Source organism: Actinacidiphila oryziradicis (assembly GCF_005047355.1).
GTDB lineage: Bacteria > Actinomycetota > Actinomycetes > Streptomycetales > Streptomycetaceae > Actinacidiphila > Actinacidiphila oryziradicis.
Window position 1 is genome coordinate 1 of record NZ_SUMC01000093.1, and the last position, 18,431, is coordinate 18,431.

20 protein-coding genes and 2 pseudogenes are annotated in these 18,431 nt (G+C 70.4%); 16 read left to right on the plus strand and 6 right to left on the minus strand.

Features of this window, described 5'->3' with window-relative positions:
- The first annotated feature begins 410 nt into the window (after positions 1–410).
- Positions 411–2,243, plus strand: a complete 1,833-nt coding sequence (locus FCI23_RS43955; protein ID WP_136729677.1) for a glycoside hydrolase family 15 protein — start codon at positions 411–413, stop codon at positions 2,241–2,243.
- On the opposite strand, the gene FCI23_RS43960 is transcribed toward FCI23_RS43955, so the two are convergent.
- Both FCI23_RS43960 and FCI23_RS43965 read right to left on the minus strand, forming a co-directional pair.
- Positions 2,199–3,137, minus strand: a complete 939-nt coding sequence (locus FCI23_RS43960) for an NAD(+)/NADH kinase (RefSeq protein WP_136729656.1) — start codon at positions 3,135–3,137, stop codon at positions 2,199–2,201. The two genes, FCI23_RS43955 and FCI23_RS43960, sit on opposite strands and share 45 nt — an antisense overlap.
- 72 nt (positions 3,138–3,209) lie before the next feature.
- Entirely contained in the window at positions 3,210–3,713 is a 504-nt protein-coding gene (locus FCI23_RS43965; RefSeq protein ID WP_136729657.1) for a hypothetical protein, read from the minus strand.
- Between the two features lie 177 nt (positions 3,714–3,890).
- On the opposite strand from FCI23_RS43965, the gene FCI23_RS43970 reads away from it, so the two are divergent.
- The 6 genes and pseudogenes from FCI23_RS43970 to FCI23_RS64225 all read left to right on the plus strand — a co-directional run.
- Complete coding sequence (locus FCI23_RS43970) at positions 3,891–5,417, plus strand: purine-cytosine permease family protein (RefSeq protein ID WP_136729658.1); 1,527 nt, start codon at positions 3,891–3,893, stop codon at positions 5,415–5,417.
- Positions 5,414–6,028, plus strand: a complete 615-nt coding sequence (locus tag FCI23_RS43975; RefSeq protein ID WP_136729659.1) for a cysteine hydrolase family protein — start codon at positions 5,414–5,416, stop codon at positions 6,026–6,028. The genes FCI23_RS43970 and FCI23_RS43975 overlap by 4 nt, the downstream gene beginning before the upstream one ends.
- Position 6,029: 1 nt before the next feature.
- The gene (locus FCI23_RS43980) at positions 6,030–6,749 is read left to right on the plus strand and encodes a GntR family transcriptional regulator (RefSeq protein WP_246144645.1); all 720 of its coding nucleotides are present in this window, start codon (positions 6,030–6,032) and stop codon (positions 6,747–6,749) included.
- Positions 6,742–7,770 carry an ADP-ribosylglycohydrolase family protein gene (locus tag FCI23_RS43985; protein WP_136729661.1) on the plus strand — a complete coding sequence of 343 codons (1,029 nt, stop codon included), beginning with the start codon at positions 6,742–6,744 and terminating at the stop codon, positions 7,768–7,770. Before FCI23_RS43980 ends, FCI23_RS43985 begins: the two co-directional genes overlap by 8 nt.
- Positions 7,767–8,711 (plus strand): PfkB family carbohydrate kinase, encoded by a 945-nt coding sequence (locus tag FCI23_RS43990; RefSeq protein WP_136729662.1) that lies wholly within the window; start codon positions 7,767–7,769, stop codon positions 8,709–8,711. Before FCI23_RS43985 ends, FCI23_RS43990 begins: the two co-directional genes overlap by 4 nt.
- An 87-nt stretch (positions 8,712–8,798) precedes the next feature.
- Positions 8,799–9,044 (plus strand): annotated as a pseudogene (locus tag FCI23_RS64225) (SDR family NAD(P)-dependent oxidoreductase); the annotation flags it as partial.
- A gap of 194 nt (positions 9,045–9,238) precedes the next feature.
- Here FCI23_RS64225 and FCI23_RS44000 read toward each other — a convergent pair.
- Positions 9,239–9,652 (minus strand): hypothetical protein, encoded by a 414-nt coding sequence (locus FCI23_RS44000; RefSeq protein ID WP_246144647.1) that lies wholly within the window; start codon positions 9,650–9,652, stop codon positions 9,239–9,241.
- 77 nt (positions 9,653–9,729) lie between these two features.
- On the opposite strand from FCI23_RS44000, the gene FCI23_RS58765 reads away from it, so the two are divergent.
- Genes FCI23_RS58765 through FCI23_RS58775 form a run of 3 tightly spaced genes read left to right on the plus strand, consistent with a single transcriptional unit; the run spans position 9,730 to position 11,014 of the window.
- On the plus strand, positions 9,730–9,975 hold the full coding sequence (locus FCI23_RS58765; protein ID WP_211265723.1) for a hypothetical protein: 246 nt from the start codon (positions 9,730–9,732) through the stop codon (positions 9,973–9,975).
- A 35-nt stretch (positions 9,976–10,010) separates the two neighbouring features.
- The gene (locus FCI23_RS58770) at positions 10,011–10,766 is read left to right on the plus strand and encodes a hypothetical protein (protein ID WP_211265724.1); all 756 of its coding nucleotides are present in this window, start codon (positions 10,011–10,013) and stop codon (positions 10,764–10,766) included.
- Positions 10,721–11,014: a hypothetical protein gene (locus FCI23_RS58775; RefSeq protein ID WP_211265725.1), complete on the plus strand. Its 294-nt coding sequence runs from the start codon at positions 10,721–10,723 to the stop codon at positions 11,012–11,014. The genes FCI23_RS58770 and FCI23_RS58775 overlap by 46 nt, the downstream gene beginning before the upstream one ends.
- A gap of 193 nt (positions 11,015–11,207) precedes the next feature.
- Here FCI23_RS58775 and FCI23_RS44015 read toward each other — a convergent pair whose 3' ends face one another.
- Together FCI23_RS44015 and FCI23_RS44020 are read right to left on the minus strand one after the other, a co-directional pair.
- Positions 11,208–12,884: a RecQ family ATP-dependent DNA helicase gene (locus tag FCI23_RS44015; RefSeq protein WP_136729664.1), complete on the minus strand. Its 1,677-nt coding sequence runs from the start codon at positions 12,882–12,884 to the stop codon at positions 11,208–11,210.
- Between the two features lie 228 nt (positions 12,885–13,112).
- Positions 13,113–13,655, minus strand: a complete 543-nt coding sequence (locus tag FCI23_RS44020) for a DUF1697 domain-containing protein (protein WP_136729665.1) — start codon at positions 13,653–13,655, stop codon at positions 13,113–13,115.
- A gap of 127 nt (positions 13,656–13,782) precedes the next feature.
- Here FCI23_RS44020 and FCI23_RS44025 point away from each other — a divergent pair, with 127 nt between their 5' ends.
- The 3 genes from FCI23_RS44025 (at position 13,783) to FCI23_RS44035 (ending at position 15,946) form a co-directional block, all read left to right on the plus strand.
- On the plus strand, positions 13,783–15,003 hold the full coding sequence (locus FCI23_RS44025) for an ATP-binding protein (RefSeq protein WP_246144646.1): 1,221 nt from the start codon (positions 13,783–13,785) through the stop codon (positions 15,001–15,003).
- 11 nt (positions 15,004–15,014) lie between these two features.
- Entirely contained in the window at positions 15,015–15,374 is a 360-nt protein-coding gene (locus FCI23_RS44030; protein WP_136729666.1) for a nucleotide pyrophosphohydrolase, read from the plus strand.
- A gap of 107 nt (positions 15,375–15,481) precedes the next feature.
- Positions 15,482–15,946 carry a DUF6099 family protein gene (locus FCI23_RS44035; RefSeq protein ID WP_136729667.1) on the plus strand — a complete coding sequence of 155 codons (465 nt, stop codon included), beginning with the start codon at positions 15,482–15,484 and terminating at the stop codon, positions 15,944–15,946.
- 15 nt (positions 15,947–15,961) lie between these two features.
- Here FCI23_RS44035 and FCI23_RS57370 read toward each other — a convergent pair whose 3' ends face one another.
- Complete coding sequence (locus tag FCI23_RS57370) at positions 15,962–16,123, minus strand: hypothetical protein (RefSeq protein WP_169317240.1); 162 nt, start codon at positions 16,121–16,123, stop codon at positions 15,962–15,964.
- A gap of 53 nt (positions 16,124–16,176) precedes the next feature.
- Between FCI23_RS57370 and FCI23_RS44040 the strand changes: the two genes are divergently transcribed.
- The 3 genes and pseudogenes from FCI23_RS44040 to FCI23_RS44050 all read left to right on the plus strand — a co-directional run.
- The gene (locus FCI23_RS44040) at positions 16,177–17,100 is read left to right on the plus strand and encodes an LLM class F420-dependent oxidoreductase (protein WP_136729668.1); all 924 of its coding nucleotides are present in this window, start codon (positions 16,177–16,179) and stop codon (positions 17,098–17,100) included.
- A 35-nt stretch (positions 17,101–17,135) separates the two neighbouring features.
- Positions 17,136–18,122, plus strand: coding sequence for a homocysteine S-methyltransferase (mmuM, locus tag FCI23_RS44045; protein ID WP_136729669.1), 987 nt, complete (start codon positions 17,136–17,138; stop codon positions 18,120–18,122).
- Positions 18,113–18,343, plus strand: a pseudogene (locus tag FCI23_RS44050) (3' terminal RNA ribose 2'-O-methyltransferase Hen1); the annotation flags it as partial. The gene mmuM and the pseudogene FCI23_RS44050, both read left to right, overlap by 10 nt.
- Positions 18,344–18,431 lie beyond the last annotated feature (88 nt).

An 18,431-nucleotide genomic window follows, 5' to 3' on the forward strand; every position in this document is an offset into this window, starting at 1 on the left:
ACCCGGGCAACTCCGGTGTCCCGGTCTGGACCACCCCGACCACCAGCCAGAACAATGTGGTCAGCGACAACGAGATCAGCGACATCATGAAGCTGCAGGCGGACGGCGGTGCCATCTACACGCTGAGCTCCGACCCCGGCGGCGTGGTCTCCGGCAACTACATCAACAGCATTCCGATCCCGGAGGACCAGCGCTGGGCTCACGTCGCCAACTCCGTCGACTTGGACGCCTGGGCCACCCACCCACCGCCCGGCTGCTTGCCGAACGCGGCGCCGCTTGAGTACGTCAGGTCAGACCAGGGATGCCGGTCCGGAGCGCTACGGGGCTGCAATAGCATCCGCGGCCGTGAAGATTTAGGATCACGGGTAGGCACTACGCAGTGTCGGCTCCGCTGCCGTAGGGAGGTCGGTATGGCAGACGCCGGATTCGAGCGAGTGGGCGTCTCGCCCTATCTGCCGATCGCCGAGCACGGCCTGATCGGCGATCTTCACACAGCGGCGCTGGTGGGCACCAACGGCACCATCGATTGGTATTGCTGCCCGCGCTTCGACTCACCGAGTGTGTTCGGCTCCATTCTGGACGCGAACCGGGGTGGATCGTTCGAGCTGGCCGCCGATGTGCCGACGCGAACCCGGCAGTTCTACTTTCCCGACACCAACGTTCTGATCACACGGTTCTTCGCCTCGGACGGGGTGGCCGAGGTCCAGGACTTCATGCCGGTCATCGACGATTCACGTGGGGCGGCCCGGCACCGGCTGATCCGGCGGGTGATCTGCGTCCGGGGGTCGCTTCCGTTCACAGTGCGGGTGGCTCCCCGCTTCGGCTACGGGGCCGAACCGCATTCCACGGAGCTGCTGGGCAACGAGGCACTGTTCCGGTCCGAGCGCCTGTCGCTGTCGCTGACCGCCACCGTGCCGCTGGACAGTAACGGCCCGGACGTGCGGTCGCGCTTCAAGCTCCTCGAAGGCGAGTCCGCGGTGTTCGCCCTTGACCAGATCAGTGATGACGTCGCCCCACGGGGTTGTCCCCAGGCCGAGGCGGAGGATCAGTTCGAGGCAACGGTCAGGTTCTGGCGCCGCTGGCTGGCCGACTCGCGCTACCACGGACGGTGGCGGGAGATGGTGCACCGCTCGGCGCTCGCGCTGAAGCTGCTCACCTACGCGCCGACCGGTGCGTTCATAGCTGCCCCGACGACCAGTCTGCCCGAGCAGATCGGCGGCGAGCGCAACTGGGACTACCGGTTCGTGTGGGTCCGCGATGCCGCTTTCTGCGTCTACGCCATGCTCAGGCTGGGCTTCACCGGAGAGGCCGAGGCGTTCATGCGCTTCCTGTCCGAGCGGTGCACCATGCATGAGATCGGGCCCTCGGGTCCGCTGCAGATCATGTACGGCATTGACGGGCGCGGCGAGCTGCCCGAGCGCGAGCTGCCCCACCTCGAGGGCTACCTGGGGTCCGCCCCGGTACGGGTGGGGAATGCCGCCACGGAGCAGCTGCAACTGGACATCTACGGAGCGCTCATCGACTCCATCTATCTGTACGACAAGTGGGGACAACCCATCAGCAGCGACCAGTGGGACGAGGTCGGTGTCCTGGTCGACTGGCTCTGCGACAACTGGAACCAACCCGACGACGGCGTGTGGGAGACGCGCGGGGGACGCAAGAACTTTCTGTACTCCCGGCTGATGTGCTGGGTGGCGATAGAACGAGCCATCCGGATGGCGAACCGGCGCGGCCTGCCCGCGGACCTCCCCCGGTGGCAGCAGACCCGGGACGTGATCTACCGGCAGATCATGCAACGGGGCTGGAGCCCCGACCGAGGCGCGTTCGTCCAGCACCTCGATGACCACGACGTACTCGACGCCTCTGTGCTGATGATGCCGATGGCCAAGTTCATCTCACCCACCGATCCCAAATGGCTCTCGACCCTCGACGCGCTCACCGCGGACCTGGTGTCCGATTCCTTGGTCTACCGCTACGATCCCGAAGCCAGTCCGGACGGCCTTCGGGGATCCGAGGGCACATTCTCGATCTGCTCCTTCTGGTACGTGGAGTCGCTCACCCGCGCCGGGCGGATGGAGGAGGCCCGGCTGGCCTTCGAGAAGATGCTCACCTACGCGAACCACGTCGGCCTGTACGCCGAGGAAATCGGACCAACCGGCGAACAGCTCGGCAACTTCCCACAGGCGTTCACCCACCTCTCACTGATCAGTGCCGCGTTCAACCTCGACCGGGCCCTTGGCTGACCCGGCCGGTCCCGGAGGCCAGGCATCCGCTGCCCGCTCGGCCTCCGCCGAGCCCGCGATCCGGAGTTTGCGCTGTGTCCGCTGGTAGAAGGTCGTCCGCCCCAGGCGTACCACTGTGGCCGCGTCCGGAACCATGGTGACGTCGACAGTCTCACCGGGGCACACCCGGCCCACCAGTCGGCCGTCGGCTTCGACCGCCAGCTCACCGCTGGTCCGAAGTACCTCGAGGGCCAGTTTCTCGCCGCTGGAGAGGAACAGTGACCGGTTGAACGCCGAGTGCGGCGCGACGGGGGTGACCAGCAGTCCTTCCGCGCTCGGCGAGACGATCGGACCCCCGGCGGAGAAGCTGTACGCGGTCGATCCGGTGGGCGTGGCCACGATCACCGCGTCGGCGGCGTAGTTCACGAAGGGGTGCCCCTCGACTCTCAGCTGTACGGCAGCCGAGGGGCGTCCGGGGCTGCGGACCAGGACGATGTCGTTGAAAGCCAGCTCTTCCCGTCCGCCGATGGTCGCGCGGACACCGGATCGGGGCTCCAGGGAGAAGCGATGCCCGTCGATGGCCGACAACGCATCGGGTACATCGGGGATATCGACCTCGGCGAGGAATCCCAGCCTGCCCACATTGACTCCCAGCACGGGCGCGTCGCCGCCGGCCGCCAGCCGCATCGCCCGGAGCATGGTGCCATCGCCGCCCAGGCTGAGGATGAGGTCCGCCCGCAGGGGAAGCTCCTCGGGAGTGACGACCACCGCGGCAGGGTCGATGCGGGTCACCTCACCCGTCAGGCCGAGGACCTGGCCGCCCCGGTCCCGGGTCCAGTCGGTGATCGTCCGGATTGTGGGCGAGCAGTCCCGGCGCGGGTGCAACACCACACCGACGGCGCTGATGAGTCCCATGCGCCCGCTCCTTGTCCTCCGGACCTCTCCAGTGAGACACAGACCGGCTGACCGGACAAGCCGCTGACCGTGCTACCCGCCCAGACGCTTCTTCACTGTGGCTGGGATGAGCCGGTAGTCCCGCTGGAAGACGAGGTTGTGCACCTCCGCGGACGCGATCTCCCGGAAGGTCGCCAGTTTCGCGGCGGCCTGTTCCTCGGTGAAGACGTTGAGCGGCCAGTCGCGCACGGTGCCTCCGCGCAGATGCGGGTGGTGGAACCCGGCACCGTAGAAGGCACGGAGCGTGATCGGGCCGATGCCCGCGTCCCGTTGCTCGGGCCAGGTCAGGGCCCAGATCGCATCGACGCCGTCGTTGGTCGAGCGGATCCCGGTGGCCAGGATCTCTCCGGTTCCAAGGAGCAGGTCGTCATTGATCTCGCTGAGCGCCTGCCGCGCGTAGGGATCGAGGAGCGGGACCGTCCTGGCGAAGAGACCCTCCTTGTCCTGACGGGAGACTGCGCTTTCGTGCACGCCGTCGCGAAGGTCGGCGAAGTGCCTCAGAAGCTCTGCGGTGTAGCCGGGCCGGGACTCATCCATGGTTCATCTTCACTGACGGGCCGGCGCCCTGCTATACGGCAGGGGCCGTGCGTCCACGCGGCGATCGAGGTTCGAAGCGTCGCGCAGCGCCGAGTCGTCGCGGCTGCTGTGGGTATTGACGGCTCCCTTACGGACGCCTAGCTTATAATGAACAGGTCCAGACAGGTTAGGTAGCTCATGGCTGAGACTGATAAAGGCGCAGGTGGCAGGGCCGACGACGGCAGAGCTTCGCGGAAGTTCGCCATCGAGGAGAACGGCCTCAATGTGATCGACGATGCCGAGCGGACCGGTCGTCCACGGCAGCTGTTCTGGCCGTGGTTCGGGGCCAACGTCTCCGTTCTCGGTCTGAGTTACGGCTCATTCGCGCTGGGCTTCGGAATCTCGTTCTGGCAGGCGTTGGTCGCCGGCGTGATCGGCATCGCCATCTCGTTCGTCCTCTGCGGGTTCATCGCGCTGGCCGGCAAGCGCGGCGCGGCGCCGACCATGGTGCTCAGCCGGGCGGCCTTCGGGGTACGGGGCAACCGGATGCCCTCGGCACTGTCCTGGGTGCTGACCCTCGGCTGGGAGACGGTGCTGATCATCCTCTCCACGCTGGCGACCGCCACCGTCTTCAGCCGGCTGGGCTGGGGCGGCGGGACCTCCACCAAGATCGTCGCGCTGATCGTGGTGTCGGCGCTGACCGTGATCGGCGGAGTGATCGGCTTCGATCTGATCATGCGCATGCAGGTGGTGTTCACGGTCGTCACTGGGGTGCTGACCATCATGTACATCGTGCTGGTGGTCCCAAAGATCCACTGGGGCACTGTCAGCCACCTGCCGTCCGGTTCGGTTCAGCAGGTCATCGGCACCCTGGTGTTCATGATGACCGGCTTCGGACTCGGCTGGGTCAACGCCGCCGCGGACTACTCGCGCTATCTGCCGAAGAAGGCATCCAGCGCGGGCGTGGTGGCCTGGACCACCATCGGCGCCTCCCTGGCACCGCTGGTACTGCTGCTGTTCGGCCTGCTGCTGGCCGGCTCTTCCTCCAGCCTGAGCAAGGCGATGGCGGCGGACCCGATCGGCGCGCTGACCACCTTGCTGCCCACGTGGTTCCTGCTGCCGTTCGCCGTCGTGGCCGTGCTGGGCCTGGTCGCCGGCGCCGTGCTGAACATCTACTCCTCCGGCCTGGCGCTGATGGCGGTGGGGCTGCGCATACCCCGCCCGGCCGCCGCGTTGGTCGACGGCGTGCTGATGACAGCGGGCACCGTGTACATCGTTTTCTTCTCGCACAACTTCCTCGACCAGTTCATGGGCTTCCTCATCACACTGGGCGTGCCCATCGCCGCATGGTGCGGTGTGATGCTGGCCGACATCGCTCTGCGGCACCACGACTACGACGAGGTGGACCTCTACCGCCCGGCCGGCCGCTACGGCGATGTGCGGTGGCTGCCGATCGGCGTGGTGCTGTTCGGCACCGCGATCGGCTGGGGGCTGGTCATCAACGCCTCCGCCGGCTGGCTCAAGTGGCAGGGCTATCTGCTCGGGCCCTTGGGGCTCGGGGGCAAGACGGGGGCCTGGGCCTACGCCAACCTCGGCGTGCTGCTCGCCCTGGTGATCGGATTCGCGGTCACCTTCGTACTGCACCGCTCCCGGGTCACCGCTGAGGAGTCCGCGGCCCGCACGGTGCCCGCCACGGCCGTCGAGGAGGCGGCCGCCCAGGTATGAACCAGGAAACCCGGGCCGCCCGACTGGCCGTCATCGATCTGCAGAATGTCTTCGCCGACCCCGGCAGCCTTTGGTTCGCGCCCGACCTGCCCGGCATCCTGGACCCGGTACGGCGGTTGGCCGCCGCCTTCGGCGACCGCACCACCTTCACCCGGTTCATCGCTCCCGACGAACCGGTGGGGGCCTGGAGGCCGTACTACTCGCAGTGGCCGTTCGCGTTGCAGCCGCCGGACTCGGACATCTACCGGTTGGTCGATGAGTTCGCCGCCGACGCGGGGCCCACCGTGGACGCGACGACGTTCAGCAAGTGGACGCCGCGGCTGGCGGGGCTGGTGGGCGGGGCCGGGCGGCTGGTGCTCGCCGGAGTGGCCACCGACTGCTGTGTGCTGTCGACCGCGGTGGCCGCGGCGGACGCCGGGGTGGCGGTCCAGGTGGTCGCCGACGCGTGCGCCGGTTCCAGCCGGGAGGCCCATCAACAAGCACTCGGCATCCTCCGGCTCTACGCCCCGCTGATCGAGGTGGTGGGGCTGGAGGACATCCTCGGACCGGCCGCGGTGACCCGGCGCGGCGTGAGCCGGCAGGAGAGCGTAAGGCGCGATGGACGGACATGATGTGAGAGAGAACGTACGGCTCAAGCATGAGCGGATCGCCACCAGCCTGGAGAGGGAGATCCGCTCCGGCCGAATGGCGCGCGGCGAGCAGCTGCCCGGCGAGGTATCCCTCGCCCGCCGCTTCGGGGTCAGCCGCAACACCGTACGCATCGCGCTGGCCGAGCTGAACGAGGCCGGGCTGATCACCACGAGGACCGGCAAGGGCTCGTTCGTGCTGTTCGACGGCCGCCCGATGAACTCCCGGCTCGGCTGGGCGCATGCCCTCGCCGCGCAGGGGGTGCAGACCCAGGTGCGGGTCCTCGGCATCACGGCGGCCCGGGACGAGGAACTGGCCGCCCGGCTGGAGCTGGACTCCCCGGAGTTGATCCTCATCGAGCGGGTCCGGGGAGCGGCGGCCGAGTTGGTCTCCTACGAGCGCAGCTGGGTTCCGGCGGTGGGCGCTCTGCGCGAACTGCCACGGACCGGTCTCGCGGGCGGCTCACTCACCGAGGTGCTTAACCAGGCGGGCCTGTGGATGGACCACGGCGAGCAGCGGCTGTCCGGACGCCCGATCGACGCCCGGGAGGCGGAGCTGCTCGGCCGCGGAGCGGGGGAGTGGTTCCTCAACACCCAGCGGACCAGTTGGACGGCGGACGACTCGTTTGTCGAGCACGTGGACAGCCTGCTCGACCCGGCCCACTTCCAGCTGTCCTTGACCTTCAGCGAGCAACAGAATGACTGATATCTTCTCCCGGGCGTCCGGCGCCCTCTACGGCCTCGCCATCGGTGACGCGCTCGGCATGCCGACCCAGAGCTTCTCCCGCGCCGACATCGTGACCCGCTACGGCCCGTTGCTCACCGGCTTCGAGCCCGCGCCGCCCGATCAGCCGCTCGCGGCCGGGATGCCCGCCGGATCGGTCACCGACGACACCGAACAGGCGATGCTGCTGGCGCAGTTGCTCATCGAGGGCGACGGATGGGTCGACGCGATCGAGCTGGCCCGGCGGCTGGCGGCCTGGGAGAAGTCGATGCGGGCCCGCGGCTCGCTCGACCTGCTTGGGCCGTCCACCCGGCGCGCCATCCAGGAATTGCTGGACGGTGCCGACACCGACCAGTCCGGCCGTACGGGCACCACCAACGGCGCCGCGATGCGGATCGCCCCGGTGGGTATCGCCAATGAGGGCTCGAACCTGGGTAACCTGGTCTCCCAGGTCGTCGAGGCCAGCCGCCCGACGCACAACACCGGCGTCGCGCTCGCCGGGGCGGCCGCGGTGGCCGCCGCGGTCAGCGCCGGTATCGCGGGGGCCGATGTGCCCCAGGCCATCGAGCAGGCCGAGGCCGCCGCCCGGATCGGCGGACAGCACGGACACTGGATCGCCGCGGCCGATGTGGCGGCCCGTATCCGCTGGGCGACGCGGCTGGTCGCCGGGCGGTCGCCGGCGGAGGCCGGTGAGCTGATCTACACCCTGGTCGGCACCAGCCTGGCCACCCAGGAATCCGTCCCGGCTGCCTTCGCGGTGCTGGCCACGCGTCCTGACGCACCGTGGGACGCCTGTCTGCTGGCGGCTTCGCTGGGCGGCGACTGCGACACCATCGCGGCGATCACCGGGGCGATCGCCGGAGCCTGCCACGGGGCGGACGCCTTCCCGGCCGAGGCCCGGGGCGTCATCCAGCGGGTGAACGGTCTGCCGATCGACGAGACCGCTGCGGCGTTGCTGAAGATCCGGCTACGGCACGGCGGCGAGGCGGGCGCGGCGCGATGACCCGCAGATACGATCGGCTGCTGCACCTGGGCAATGTGATGATCGACCTGACCCTCAACGTGCCGGTGCTGCCGGAGCACGGCGGCGATGTGCTGGCGACCGGCACCGACGTCTCTCCCGGAGGCGGCTTCAATGTGATCGTGGCGGCCGTCCGGCAGGGCCTCCCGGTGGTCTACGCAGGCGGGCACGGCACCGGGCTGTTCGGCGACCGGGCGCGCGCCGCGCTGCGGGAGACCGGGGTGGCGGTGCTCCAGCCGCCCAAACCGGGCCTTGACACCGGCTTCGTGGTCTGTGCGGTGGACGGCGGCGGCGAGCGGACCTTCCTCACCAGCCGCGGCGCCGAGGCCACCATGACCAATGATGACCTGGCACCGCTCACGGCGGGGCCAAGGGACATCGTCTACCTGTCCGGGTACAGCATGCTGTACCCGATGAACCGTCAGGCGCTGATGGGCTGGCTGGACCGGCTGGCGGACACTGTGCCGGTGGTCTTCGACCCCGGGCCGCTGGTCGGGCAGATCCCGCCGGAGGTCACCGATCGGCTGCTGCCCCGGGTCGACTGGTGGACCTGCAACGCCCGGGAGGCGGCGGCGGTCACCGGGCGCGGCGACCCGGGGCAGGCGGCACTCGCGCTGAGCGCGCGCACCGGACGGCAGTGTGTGCTGGTGCGCACCGGACCGGACGGCTGCCTGCTCGCGCTGCCGGGCAGGGGGGTCACCCGGGTGGCCGGATTCCCGGTGGACGCGGTGGACATGAACGGAGCGGGCGATGCCCACACCGGCGCCTTCGTCGCCGCGCTCGCCCGCGGCGTCGATCCGCCGGCCGCCGCACGGGCCGCCAACGCCGCCGCCGCGCTGGCGGTGACCGCCCAGGGCCCCGCCTCGGCTCCGACTTCGGACGAAGTGGCCTGCTTCATGGCCGCGGTCGCGGCGCGCGGCTGACAGAGCCGTCAACCACCCGGCCCGAGCGTCGCACCCGCCGACGTACGACGGGAGGAGGACGTGCGTGCCGCCTTCGAGTAGGCCCGGATGCGTTTCGGGGCGGTGCGGTCCCTGATCTGCTGTGCCGGCATCACCAAACCCAGCTACTTCGCCGACCTCACCGCCAACGATCAGCGCCGCCACATGGACGTCAACTACTTCGGCACGCTGTTCGCGGTCCGAGAGGCCATCCCGGATCTCATGACGACCAGCCACGGCAGCATCACCTGCATCTCCTCGGCCGCGGGCTTCGTCGGCGTCTTCGGCTACGGGGCTTACGTGCCCAACAAGTTCGCTGTGACCGCCAGGAACTCAAACCGCCGCGCGCAGGAACATCCGCGCAGCCTCGCACCGCCCCCGCCACCGGGTCCCGCTGAGCTGGGCCTGGTCCAGGTGGTGGCGGGTGCTCGCCAGCTTCTTGCCCCCGCGCACCACCCGGACCCGGCCCGCGAAGTACGGACCTGGCGCCCGGTCGCGCCCGGCCGGAATCAGACATCCAGCAGATCCCGGGCTTTCACCGGGAGCCCCGTGTCGAAGGACCGGTTCGCGGCCAGCGCGGTGACCAGGGACCGGGCCCCGTCGGTCACGCCTGCCGCCCGGCCGAGGGGGTCCGCCCCGCCAGGGGTCCGCCCGCCGAACAGGTCCTCGAGCATGCGGACATCGCCCCCGCCGTGGCCGCCCTCTCCCGTCGCGACCTTCACCTCGCCCGGCCGCTCCCATAACCGGCGCAGCAGCAGCTGAGTGCGCCCGGCCTCGTCGCCGACCGCCGCGCCGTGCATGACCGCGCTCGCGCCGTCCGTCCGTGCCTGGGGGCGGGTCCAGGTCGACTCCTCGACGAGCAGTTCGAGGCGTCCCGCACTGCCGTTGAAGGCGATCCGGTAGCCCTCCCAGGGGGGACGCACACCCGTCCACCGAGCGGCTGCGGAGCACGGTCGGGTGGATTCTCCGCACGGCGGGTCCCGGCCTCGCGACCGGCGGTGTGCACACACCGAACCACCGCTGGCTGGTCTGCGCGGCCCTCGCCCGCATCCACGCCCGGTGGCCCGACCCGTCCTACACCCGCCGGATCGACGACTGGCTCGCCGAGGGCATCGACCAGCTGCCGGGCGGCGAGTACAGCGAGCGCAGCCCCAACTACGCGGCATCCGTCACCAATCCGGCCCTGCTGACAATCGCCCCCTCCTCGGACGCGAAGACCTGTACGCATACGTACGGGCCAATCTGACCGCCGGCCTGTACCTCATCGAGCCCAACGGCGAGGTGGAGAGCGTACATTCACGGCGTCAGGACCAGGCCGCGCTGCGCCACCTTCCCGAGTTCTGGCTCCAGTACCGGGAGCTGGCGATCCGCGACGGCGACGGCCGGTTCGCCGCGGTGGCCACGTTCCTGGGCGAACGCGGCCCGGCCCAGACCTTCGGCGAGACCCCGGCCGGCGACCGGCTCGCCGAGGTGCTGGACCGCCCCGAACTGGCCCGCCACCTCCCCGAGCCCACCGCCGCGCCCACGGACTTCGAGCACCACGACGACAGCTGCCGGCTGGTCCGCGTACGCCGCGGCCGGAACACCGCGACTGTCTTCGGCGGCACGGACTTCCCCGAGGTCCGGGCCATCTCCTCGGGGCTGTCCACCACCCCGACGTTCTTCAGGATGCGCAAGGGTGCGGCGATCCTCGACTCCCTGCGGCTGGCTCCCCGGTTCTTCTCCCTCGGCCACTTCCGTGCCGAGGGCCTGGAGCGCGCCGAAGACGGATGGCGGCTGTCCGCCGAGGTGCGCGGCGCCTACCGCCAGCCGCTGCCACCCGGCCACCGGCGGCAGGACGGCGGCTACCGGCTCACCGACGACGGCCGCTTCTGGTCGGCGATGGACTTCCCGCACCGCGAGCGGGAGTACCGGACGCTCCGTACGGAGATCCGGCTGCGGGAGACGCCGGCGGCGGCTGGGACCTGTCCTTCGCCCAGACCGGGTCCGAGGTGCCGTTCGCGCTGGAGCTGTGCCTCCGGCGCGGGGGCGAGCTGACCGGCGACGGCCTGGAGCCGGTCGAAGGCGCCCCCGGCACCTACCAGTTGGCGAGCGGGACGGCCGAGTACACGGTGGGGGAGGACCGCATCGTCTTCGGCCCCGGCAACGGCAAGGGCGGCAAGCAGCCACCGGTCGTCGACCCGGGTGAGCGCTACGCCTGGCTCGGCGGCTCCCTGACCCCGGACGGCATTCGCGTCCTGATCACCGGCCGTACGCCGCTGACGTACCGGCTGACCCTGCGCTGACCGGAGGTCTCCACCGTGTCCACCCTGTACCGCAATCCCGTCCTCAACGCCGACTGTCCGGACGGACCCCGACGCCATACGGGTCGGCGAGACGTACTATCTGGACGCCTCCAGCCTCAACCGCACCCCGGGGCTGGGACCGACCGGACCGACCGGACCGACCGGAGCACCTCCCGGGGCGCCGGCTGCCCGGTCACTCCGGGACAGCGGTGAGCAGGGTCTTGTCCAGGATCACCGGAAGTGACAGCGTCCGGTAGCCGACCGAGGCGAACAGCACGGTGATCCGTTGCTCCTCCTCGCTGAGGACCTCGCCGTCACCCCACTGGTGGTGGCGGACCCGGGTGCCGGGCGGAAACGGATGGTCGCTGCGCTCGGGTGACGCGGTCCGCGGGCGGGGCAGGCCAGAGACGTTGCCGGTCCCGGCGCCCGCGGACTTCTCGCACCGGTCGCAGTTGCCGCACGGGTCGGGCAGCCGCTCGCCGAAGTAGCCGAGCAGGAAACGCCGTCGGCAGCCGGTGGTCTCGGCCAGGCCGCGCATCATCTCGACCCGGGAACGTTCCAGACTCTCGTGTGCCGTGCCGAGCCGCATGGCCTGCTCGCCGGCTTCCTCCGGTTCGGCGCCGGGGACCGGGGCCACCTTTCCTCGTTCTGTCGTGACGGCTTCGACCTTTTCCAGCAGGTTGACCACCGCGGTCAGCCTGCTGGCCGACAGACCGGTCTCCTGCCGGAGTTCCGTCGGTGTCACCGGAGTCCCGTGGTCCCGCACACGGCGGGCGACCTCCACGATCGTGTCCAGATCCGGGCGCCCGGTGGAGAAGAACTTCTGCAGTCCGAGGTCCTCCTTTCGGTAGTGCAGGATCGCCCGGGCTGCGGCGCCGTCCCGGCCCGCCCGGCCTATCTCCTGGTAGTACGCGTCGAGCGACCCGGGCACGGAGGCGTGCAGCACGAACCGTACGTCGGGCTTGTCGATCCCCATGCCGAACGCCGAGGTGGCCACCACCACGTCCAGTTCGCCGGCCAGAAAGCGGTCGTGCACCGTGGCGCGGTCGGATGGCCGGGTGCCCGCGTGGTAGGCGGCGGCGTCCAGGCCGAGTTCGCCCAGCTCCGCGGCGTACGCCTCGGCGTCCTTGCGCGTCGCGGCGTAGACGATGCCCGGCTTGGGCTCGGCCGCCGCTCGCTCCACCACCGCCCGCCGCTTGGCCGCGTCGTCGAGGAAATGTGTCACCTCCAGGCGGATGTTGGGCCGGTCGAACCCGGCCACCACCTCCCGGACCTTGCGCATGCCCAACTGCTCGATGATGTCCGCGCGCACCGGTGCCGCGGCGCTGGCGGTGAGCGCCAGGACCGGAGGGCGCCCGACGCTCTCCGCGGCCTGCCCGAGCCTCAGGTAGTCCGGCCGGAAGTCGTGACCCCAGGAGGACACGCACTGCGCCTCGTCCACGACGAACAGAGACGGTTTCAGCGCGGCCAGACGCTCCAGCACCTCCTGCTTGGCCAGCTGTTCCGGGGCCAGGAACAGGAACTGGGTGTCGCCGCAGCTCATGCTCTGCCATGCCTGTTCGTTCTGGGTCCTGGTCATCGTGGAGTTGACCGCCACGGCGCTCTGGCCGCCCCGCCGCAGCAGTCCGGCGACCTGGTCCCGCTGAAGGGCGATCAACGGTGACACGACGATCGTCGGACCGGGGAGCAGCAGACTCGGCACCTGGTAGACGGCCGACTTGCCCGACCCTGTCGGCATCACCACGATGGCGTCCCGGCGGGCCATGACCGCCTTCATCGCGGTGAGTTGGCCAGGGCGCAGACGGTCCCACCCGAAGACCTCCCGCGCGGCTTTGCGGAGACGGCGGGCGGTGAACAGGCTGATGGGCATGGGACTCCCGGGACAGTTGCGCGCAGCCGGGGCGACCCGGCCGCGCGGTGGTCGGTCTGGTGTTCGGTCAGCTACCCGGCCCGGCCCGGAGCAGTCCGCCGCCAGGCCCGGGCTGCCCGGCCGGCTTGTGCCCGCATCAGGTCGTCGGCAAGCTCAGGACACCTTGCCCGATTTGGCCTGACTTGACCTGAATTGAACTGACCTGAACTGACCAAGCCCCGCTGTGCCCTACTCCGCCTCCGCCAGAGCGGCCAGCTTCGTGACCGTGTTCCAGTTGCGGGCCGTGGCCGTCAGACCCAGCCGCTTCTCCCAGAAGGCATGCGAGAGTTTCGTCTTCTGGACGCCGGCCGGACAGTGCACGTAGATCTCACGCTCCCCGGGCTGGAAGCCGTCCGGCGCGAAGGAGGCCGGGGCCAGGTCCTTCAGCTTCTCCGCGTCAACCGCGCCGGACAGGAAGGTCACCAGGAAACGCGCGGGGTCGATGTCCGTCAGGTCGCACGGATTCCGGTCGATCACGCGACGCAGGTCGGACGCCTCGCGGACGATACAGGGGATGGTGAGCCCAAGTCCGGCTGCGATGCGCTGCTCCAGGTCGACGGCGAGCCATCGGGGCGGGGCCGGCGGATGGTCGAAGAGCGCGTTGCCACTCTGCAGATGCGTGCGGACACCCTCCCCGCCCATGGCTTCCAGCATCCCGCGCAGTTCCTTCATGGGCAGCCTCGTGGTGGGGCCGACATTGATCCCGCGCAGCAGCACAACGTATCGCGTCACGACGCCACACTAAGCCGCAGCGGTGTTCGCCGGCAGAGGCGAACGCTTTCGCGCTGGTCGTCCGTTAGGAGGAAGGCCCGACCGGAGGAACGGTTCGGCAGGAGGCGGCGCCGATACGTTCGCGGGCATGACCACGAACAGTGACCGGCCGGCAGTCACCGAACTGCGGCTGTCCGCCTTCAAGGCACACCGGGGGGCGAGCTTCACGTTCGGGCCGCTCACCTTGCTGGCCGGGGTGAGCGGGACCGGGAAGTCAAGCGTTCTGGAGGCGCTGGCGGCACTGGGACGGCTGGCAGGCGGAGAGGAGCTGGCCGAGGCCTTCGAGGAGTCGGGGACGGTACGGGGCGGGGTGGCGGCATGCGTGCCCCACGGGGCGCAGCCGGACGCGGAGGGGAGGCGGGGGTTCCGCGTCGGGTGCACGGTAAACGGGCCGGTGGGACCGGTGCGGCTCGATGTCGCCGTACAGACCGAACCGGAGTTGCGCATCGTGGGCGAGCGGCTGACGGGGGCGGGCGAGACGCTGCTGACCACGGCGCTGCGCGATCCGGGGCGGCGGCAGGTGCAGGCGGCCTGGCACACGGCCGGGCTCGTGCCGGTCACGCGGGCGCCGCTGCCGGACGACCGGCTGGCCACGGCGATGCTGCCACTTCGGGTGGCGGGCCGGACCGACGGGCAGCGGCTGGTACTGGCGGCCGCCGAACAGGTGGTGGTGGCGCTGCGCGGGGTGTTCCCGGTCGACCCGCGGCCGCACCGGATGCGGGGGCCGGTGGCGGTTGGTGACGGCATGTTGCGGGGCGGGTGCGACAACCTGTCGGCGGTGCTGCGCAGGACGGAGGGCGAGTGCCGCATCCGGCACGCGGCGCTGGTGCGGGCGGCACGGGCGGTCTGCGCCCCGCCGGTCCAGGGACTGACCGTCATTCCGGTGTCGGGAACCGGCACGGGAGCTGGCGGCGAGGCGGTGATCGCGGCGGTCGACCGGGGGCCGCTCGGACTGGTCCCGGTCGACCGGCTGGGCGACGGGGAGCTGCGCTTCCTGGCGCTCGCCCTGGTGCTGCTCACGGGCCCGGGGGTGCTGGAGGTGGACACCCCGGAGGGTGAGGTGCCGGATGCCGACCAGGTGCTGACGGTGCTGGCGGACGGTCTGGACCACGGTTTGGACCGTGCGCAGACGCGTGAGCTGCTCGCCTTGGCGGGGATGGCCGCCGATCGTGGGCACATCCGGCTGTTGGGTACGGTGCACGATGCCGCCGTCGCGGACGGAATCGCCGGGCTGTCGGTGGTGGGGTTCGAGCGGGCGCCACTGGTGCCGGCCCAGGCCGCGGAGCGGGTGGCTGCCGGGATGCGGTAAACCTTGGCGGTGTGACCGAGGATCTGCATGCGCTGCAGCGCCGGCTCGCCGCCTTCGCGGCGTCCCGCCGATGGCAGCCCTACCACACGCCCAAGAATCTGGCCGCGGCGCTGAGCGTCGAGGCGTCGGAGCTGCTGGAGATCTTCCAGTGGCTCACCCCGGAGGAGGCGGCCCGGGTGATGGAGGACCCGGACTCCGCGCACCGGGTGCGGGACGAGGTGGCGGATGTGCTGGCTTATCTGCTGCAGCTCTGCGGAGGGCTGGGGATCGATGTGCTCGCCGCTCTCGCGGCGAAGATCGACCGCAACGAGCTGCGCTTTCCGGTACCGGAGGACGGCGACAGAGGGTCACTCACCCCGAAAGCCGACTGAGTTATCCACAGGCGGTCGGCACCCCCTTTTCAAGATATGTCACTCTGCGTCACGATGGATACCAGTCGGCGGATCACCGGACCATCGCCGGCAGGGGGGAGTGGACCATGGACGCGGTACGGCTGATCCGGGACACCCGGCGTGCCCTGAAGTCGGCGTGGGGCGAGCAGGACCTGATCGCGGAGGCCTGGCAGACCCAGGCGCTCGCCGAGGCGGTCGGCAGCCATCTCGCGCAGCACGGCAGCCCGGAGCTGCGGGCGGGCGGCTTCTCGGTGTGCGAGGCGGGCAGCCGCGCCTGCGGTTCCGCGGGGCCGCCGGGCGCCCGCGTCAGCTCGGTCCGCGCGGCGATACTCACCGAGGTACGGGAACCTGCCGGGACCCTGCGTGAGCTGCGGGACCTGCTGTCGGAACTGGGAGTGGCGCTTGTGTCGATGGCCTGCTCGGCCGAGGACGAAGCGGTGTACTGGCAGTGCATTGAAGCCGTCGACGCCGCCGACGACTCCAAGGACCGGGTCTGTTCGCTGCTCCGCGAGGTCGAGGCCGGCCTGCAGGGTGAGGACGGCACCGAATGAGCGGGCGGCCCCGGATCAGGCGCGGCCGGTGTCCTCCCGGGCCGAGGGGCTGGCGCCTGAGGCCTGCAGATCCGCGTCGAGGTCCGTCAGGTCCGCGTTGAGCGCGGCCATCAGCTCTTCCATCTGCTGGAGCAGGAATTTGGGCGCCGGCGTGCGCGGACGCGCTGGGCCGGTCACGGGATGTCCGGTTGACCAGTCCGTTTCTTCGTACGGGAGTGCAGGATGGGACCATGGATCTTCGCATTTTCACCGAGCCCCAGCAGGGGGCCACCTACGACACCCTTCTTTCCGTCGCCAAGGCAACGGAGGAACTCAACTTCGATGCATTTTTCCGCTCCGACCACTATCTGCGGATGGGCCCCTCCGACGGGCTGCCCGGTCCGACCGACGCCTGGATAACCCTCGCCGGGCTCGCCCGGGAGACCCGGCGGATACGGCTCGGCACGCTGATGACCGCCGGCACCTTCCGGTTGCCCGGAGTGCTCGCCATCCAGGTGGCCCAGGTCGACCAGATGTCGGGCGGGCGCGTGGAGCTGGGCATCGGCGCGGGCTGGTACGAGGAGGAGCACACCGCATACGGCATCCCCTTCCCCAAGGAAAAGTTCGCCCGTCTGGAGGAACAGCTGGAGATAGTCACCGGTCTGTGGGCCACCCCGGTCGGGCAGAACTTCGACTTCAACGGGAAGTACTACCGGCTGAAGGATTCGCCCGCCCTGCCCAAGCCGGCCCAGAGCAAGGTGCCGGTGCTGATCGGGGGACACGGCGCCAAGCGGACCCCGCAGCTCGCTGCCCGCTTCGCAGACGAGTTCAACATCCCGTTCGGGTCGGTCGAGGACTCGGCGAAGCAGTTCGCGCGGGTGCGGGAGGCCGCCGAGGTGTACGGCCGGAAGGCCGACGATCTGGTGTACTCCAACGCCCTCGTGGCCTGTGTCGGCAAGGATGAGGCCGAGATCGCGAAGCGGGCCGCCGCCATCGGCCGCGAGGTCGACGACCTCAAGGCCAACGGTCTGGCCGGCTCGCCGGCCGAGGTGGTCGACAAGATCGGCCGCTACGCGGAGCTGGGCGCAAGCCGTTTCTACCTCCAGATCCTGGACCTCGACGACCTCGATCATCTGGAATTGATTTCCTCACAGGTGCTGTCGCAGCTGGGCTGACGCACACAAGGCTGTAGTAACAAGGAGCACCCGCGATGTCCGTTCCCATCACCCCGCTCGCCGCGGCCCTCGCCGAGGGCCCGGTCGTCCTCGACGGTGGGCTGTCCAACCAGCTCGCCGACCAGGGCTGCGACCTCAGCGGCTCACTCTGGTCGGCCCAGCTGCTCACGGACGCCCCCGAGCAGATCGAGGCGGCGCACGCGGCGTATGTCAGGGCGGGCGCGCGGGTGCTCATCACCTCCAGCTACCAGGCCACGTACGAAGGCTTCGCGAAGCACGGAATCAGCCATGACGAAACCTCGGCACTGCTTCGGCGCAGCGTCGAACTGGCCCGCCGGGCGACGGGCGAGCGGACCGATGTCTGGGTCGCCGCGTCCGTCGGCCCGTACGGTGCGATGCTCGCGGACGGCAGTGAGTACCGCGGCCGGTACGGGCTGAGCGTCAAGGAGCTGGAGGCCTTCCACCGGCCCAGGATCGAGGCGCTGGCCGAGGCGGAGCCCGATGTGCTGGCGCTGGAGACGGTGCCCGACACCGACGAGGCCGAGGCACTGCTGCGTGCCGTCGAGGGCATCGGGGTGCCTGTCTGGCTGACGTACACCATCGAGGGCGCCACCACCAGGGCCGGGCAGCCACTCGCGGACGCCTTCGCGCTCGCCGCCGCGGCGGCCGAGGTGATCGCCGTAGGGGTGAATTGCTGCGTGCCGGAGGACGCCGACCGCGCGGTGGCGGTCGCGGCCGAGGCCGGCGGCAAGCCGGTCGCCGTCTACCCCAACAGCGGCGAGGCCTGGGACGCCACCGCCCGCGACTGGCACGGTCGCGCCACGTTCGGGCCCGAGCGGGTGCGGGAGTGGGAGGCGGCCGGCGCCCGGCTGATAGGCGGCTGCTGCCGCGTCGGACCGGGGGAGATAGCCGAGCTCGCGGCGGTGCTCGGCCGCTGGGCCTTGGCCAGTCCGGCGCTCGGGAGTGGAAAACCCTTGGTCGGCGACCAGCAGATGCCCCGATGCTCACAGGCGTGTTCCTGACGATCTCCCCCACCGGCGGCGGCGGGCGCCTCGCCACGGACCTTGGCTTCCTGGTGCACAAGCACCGGCACAAGGCGCAGTCCTTCTTGATCTCCTACGGCGACGCGCACGTCTTCTATCCCGGAGCGTCCGAGCGGCGGTGCACCGTTGCTCGGACGCTGGAGGTGGATCCCGTGGCGCTGGTCCGCCGGAGCAGGGGCAAGGGCCGGGGCGGGGCACCCCGATTCGGCGGACCGTGGAGGCCGAACCCGTCGTATCCTTAGGGCTTTGACGAGCGGCTGATGGGGCGGCGCACAAGCGCCGCCCCAT